The sequence below is a fragment of the uncultured Mucilaginibacter sp. genome (genome assembly GCF_903913935.1).
In the GTDB taxonomy this organism is placed as follows: Bacteria; Bacteroidota; Bacteroidia; order Sphingobacteriales; family Sphingobacteriaceae; genus Mucilaginibacter.
In genome coordinates, this window is sequence record NZ_CAIWNH010000119.1 from 1 (window position 1) to 3,915 (window position 3,915).

General features: G+C 46.0%; 3 protein-coding genes. 2 read left to right on the plus strand and 1 reads right to left on the minus strand.

All coding sequences use genetic code 11. The annotated features are described in order from the left end of the window. Window positions 1–467 precede the first annotated feature (467 nt). On the minus strand, window positions 468–785 hold the full coding sequence (locus QZY09_RS04445) for a hypothetical protein (RefSeq protein WP_295668664.1): 318 nt from the start codon (window positions 783–785) through the stop codon (window positions 468–470). Between the two features lie 70 nt (window positions 786–855). Between QZY09_RS04445 and QZY09_RS04450 the strand changes: the two genes are divergently transcribed. Together QZY09_RS04450 and QZY09_RS04455 are read left to right on the plus strand one after the other, a co-directional pair. Continuing rightward, window positions 856–2,592 carry a thiamine pyrophosphate-dependent enzyme gene (locus tag QZY09_RS04450; RefSeq protein ID WP_295668667.1) on the plus strand — a complete coding sequence of 579 codons (1,737 nt, stop codon included), beginning with the start codon at window positions 856–858 and terminating at the stop codon, window positions 2,590–2,592. 148 nt (window positions 2,593–2,740) lie between these two features. After that, complete coding sequence (locus tag QZY09_RS04455) at window positions 2,741–3,784, plus strand: cellulase family glycosylhydrolase (RefSeq protein ID WP_295668669.1); 1,044 nt, start codon at window positions 2,741–2,743, stop codon at window positions 3,782–3,784. Window positions 3,785–3,915 lie beyond the last annotated feature (131 nt).

Below are 3,915 nucleotides of genomic sequence, written 5' to 3' on the forward strand. Positions count from 1 at the left end.
CAAAAAGAGCTATTTTAACTCGATGCAGTTATGGAAAATAAATATGCTGGCCCCTGCAGGTGCAAGCGCAAGCCCTGAATATGCTCCACCTGCGGACATCAGCGCTACGCCTGATGAAGATGATCTGCCGTTTTAGTCACTTATCATTAGTCATTGATGCATGACGGATAAGCCGGAATAGGTATTAAAATATAAAAAGAGGCCGTATCATATTTAATTGATGCGGTCTCTTTTTTTTGTACCCGACACGTTGCTATAAATCTATTTTTCGGGTATTTATTTTCTTTGGAGTGGTTATTCTCTTATAACTCGCTGTTTAAACATAAATAAATCAGTCGGATAATTCAAAATAGACGTTATGATTTTGCCGAAAACGACCATACAAAGGAAGGCCAAAGGCTCCATACTGTTCCATTCAACCGGGCAGTTAAATTTTAAGCTGATATTTTTTATCGGTTCCCTCATCATCAGTCAATTGGCGTAAATCCGGCAAACATATTATTAGCCTCCGGCAAGGTATTCAGCGGCACATATTCACAAACCTCCGCATACTCCGCCCACATTTGTATAACGGCAGGGTTATGATGGGCATTGTTTATGGCCTCCTGCGATAGCCATTCAAAAACTTCGATAATAGTGCCGTCTGTGGCCGCCATTATTATTGGCTTACGATTTGTTACAAGGCCCGCTTTTTTAAGGCGCGGCACGTGGGTTTTGGTTAAAGCTTTCAATGCTTCGGCTTTGCCATGCTTTGGTTTGTAAGCCACAATAACTATTTGTCCCATAAATTTCAATATTTAAAACCCTATCCGACTTAATTGGTTAGCATAATGGATACGTAAATATAAGTTTATTATGGCAAAGAGTGTCGCAGATCAATTGGTTGAAATGCTGGTAAATGCAGGGGTAAAAAGAATTTATGCTGTAACCGGCGATAGTTTAAATAATGTAAACGATGCGGTAAGGCGCGAAGGCAGTATCCGGTGGATCCATGTTCGGCATGAGGAAGCGGGCGCTTATGCTGCTGGCGCCGAGGCCCAGCTAAATGGTTTTGCCTGCTGCGCGGGCAGCAGCGGCCCAGGCCATGTACACCTCATTAACGGGTTGTATGATGCCAACAGGTCAGGGGCTGCCGTTATCGCTATTGCTTCAACCATTTCCAGTTTTGAATATGGTACAGAATATTTCCAGGAAACCAATACGATCAAGCTTTTTGACGATTGCAGCGTTTACAACCAGGTAGCTACCACACCAAAGCAGTTTCCGCGCATGATGCAGGGGGCCATTCAGGCGGCGCTGAACAAAAAAGGGGTGGCGGTAATTGCTTTACCCGGCGATTTGACAGGAGTTGACGCGGAAGAATCAACCACGGCGATGCAGGTGTTTAACCCTGTTGCAGAAATAAAGCCAACCACTGCAGACCTTGACCAACTGGCTGCTTTAGTTGACCGTCATCATAAAATAACCATTTTTTGCGGCATTGGTGCTGCTGATGCGCATGATGAAGTAGTATCACTTTCCCGAAAACTAAATGCCCCGGTGGGCTACTCTTTCAGGGCGAAGATGGATATCCAGTATGATAACCCCAACGAAATTGGGATGACCGGTTTGCTGGGTTTGCCGGCGGCTTACCATAGTATGCATGAGTCGGACCTGCTCATCTTATTGGGGACAGATTTCCCATACACCCAGTTTATGCCGGCTGATTGCGAAATTGTGCAGATCGAAATCCGCCCAGAGCGTATTGGGCGCAGGGCAAAAGTGAGCATGGGTTTATTTGGATCTGTAAAAGACACCTTAACAGCGTTGTTGCCAATGATTGAGCAGAAAAAGGACGACAGCTTTTTAAAAGCACAATTAAAGGTATATGATGCGGTAAAAAGTAAAATGCAAACTTATGTGGATGACCGCGGCAAGAAAGGAAATATCCATCCGGAATTTGTTGCCAGCCTGGTAAATGAACTGGCGGCAAACGATGCCATATTTACCGTTGATACAGGCATGTCGTGCGTATGGGGCTCCCGGTATATCCAGGCCACCGGCAAACGTAAAATGCTTGGGTCATTTAACCATGGCTCGATGGCAAATGCCATGCCGCAGGCTATAGGCGCTGCACTGGCTTGCCCGGGCAGGCAGGTGATCGCCTTATGCGGTGATGGTGGCTTATCCATGCTGCTGGGCGATCTGGCTACCATCACCCAATACAAACTGCCGGTAAAAATTATTGTTTTCAATAACCGCTCGCTTGGTATGGTGAAGCTGGAAATGGAAGTGGCCGGCTTACCCGACTGGCAAGCTGATATGCTTGACCCTGACTTTGCTTTGGTGGCACAGGCCATGGGAATAAAAGGAATTACCGCGCGTGATCCCGATGATATTGAGCAGGCGCTCAAGGAGGCTTTTATGTATAAAGGCCCCGCTTTGGTGAATATCATGACCGACCCTAATGCGCTGGCGATGCCGCCTAAAGTGGAATTTGAACAGGTGAAGGGCATGGCGCTATCCATGACTAAACTGATGCTAAACGGCCGTATGGATGAGGTGATGGATACCTTTAAATCAAACTACAAACATTTAAAAGATCTGATTTAAAAGGAAGCGAATTCATCATTGTATGGATAGGTTTTTAGCATCCGTTATTCAACTCAAAATATGATCCGGGTTCGGCCTGCCGGTTTTTGATAATCGCCTTTAGGCGAATATTTTACTATCTTTCGGCGGTCCTTTCCAAGTCAGATCGATGTTTAACCGTTTCTTAATTTCCCAATTAGTAGCCCTGGCGCTTAGTTGCTTTTTATTTGCAGCCTGTAAAAAAAGCCCGGTTCATGCAGTTGTTATCCAACCAACAATAACAGATACCTCTGCCTATCAAACATCGGGCACTAAAATTACCTACCATTTAAACCCGGTTCAATTAATAGGCGCCAACGCGTTTCATGTATTTGGCGCAGGCGGCAGCGATATGAAAAGCTGGCATATGGATATAGCGAGGGAATTTATAGGGAACGCAAAAGAAACGCCGGTTTCGGGTGGAGTTATAAAAGATTCAAATGGCTCCTACCTGCATTCGCTGCAAACGGTGGTTGACAGTAACCGCAGAAGCAACCGCATTACCATTATTTGTGCTTTTGGCTGGGATGGTACCCAGGCTACGCTGTTTACAGGTAGGCGCCCCACACAAACCGCCTGGTGGGGCAATTTTCAAACAGTTTTACAGCAGTGGGCGGCACACTTTAAAAACCAGCCGGATGTTTGGATAGAAGTTTGGAACGAGCCCTACCGGTATGATCGCACCGATGGCTATACGGATGATGTATGGATGAGTGATATGAATTCCCTTACCGGCGTTATCCGCAATACGGGGAATAACAACATTATACTGATCCCCTGCGCTGAACAGGGGCAGGATGAAAGCGTACTCAACAATAAAGGCCCCGCATTTTTAACAGGTAAAATGAATATCCTGTTTGATGCGCACGCTTATGAAAAGTGGCTGATGGTTAGCGACGCGAATATTGGCGCCAGGTTGGGTAAGCTTAAACAAAATAATATTCCCGTAATTTTTGGCGAAACGGCACCCATGAATGCCGGTGCGCTAATGAACCCGCAAAGCTTTTTAGATTCGGTGTATAACCGCGGGCTTTCTGTTTGTGCCTGGGTATGGAAAAACGATGATACCGACCTCGACGCTCTCCGCACTTCTGCCGGCTTGCCCAATAATACAGGCAACAATAATTGGGGCAGTCTTTATCAGGATGTGGCGTTAAGGGTCCGGAAACCTTAGCCCTGCCAATGGCGGGTTTTCGCCTTGTCCGCTTTTTGTTTGCATACACCCTTATGCCAAGCCGGACGGACAAACATTTTTATCGTCAATAGGCTTAGCCTTATTATCCTGAAGGCGGGTAAATTGATACA

Bases quoted from the DNA above. Each gene is read 5' to 3' on its own strand.
- QZY09_RS04445 (WP_295668664.1), bottom strand. From the start codon at position 785: ATGGGACAAATAGTTATTGTGGCTTACAAACCAAAGCATGGCAAAGCC.
- QZY09_RS04450 (WP_295668667.1), top strand. From the start codon at position 856: ATGGCAAAGAGTGTCGCAGATCAATTGGTTGAAATGCTGGTAAATGCA.
- QZY09_RS04455 (WP_295668669.1), top strand. From the start codon at position 2,741: ATGTTTAACCGTTTCTTAATTTCCCAATTAGTAGCCCTGGCGCTTAGT.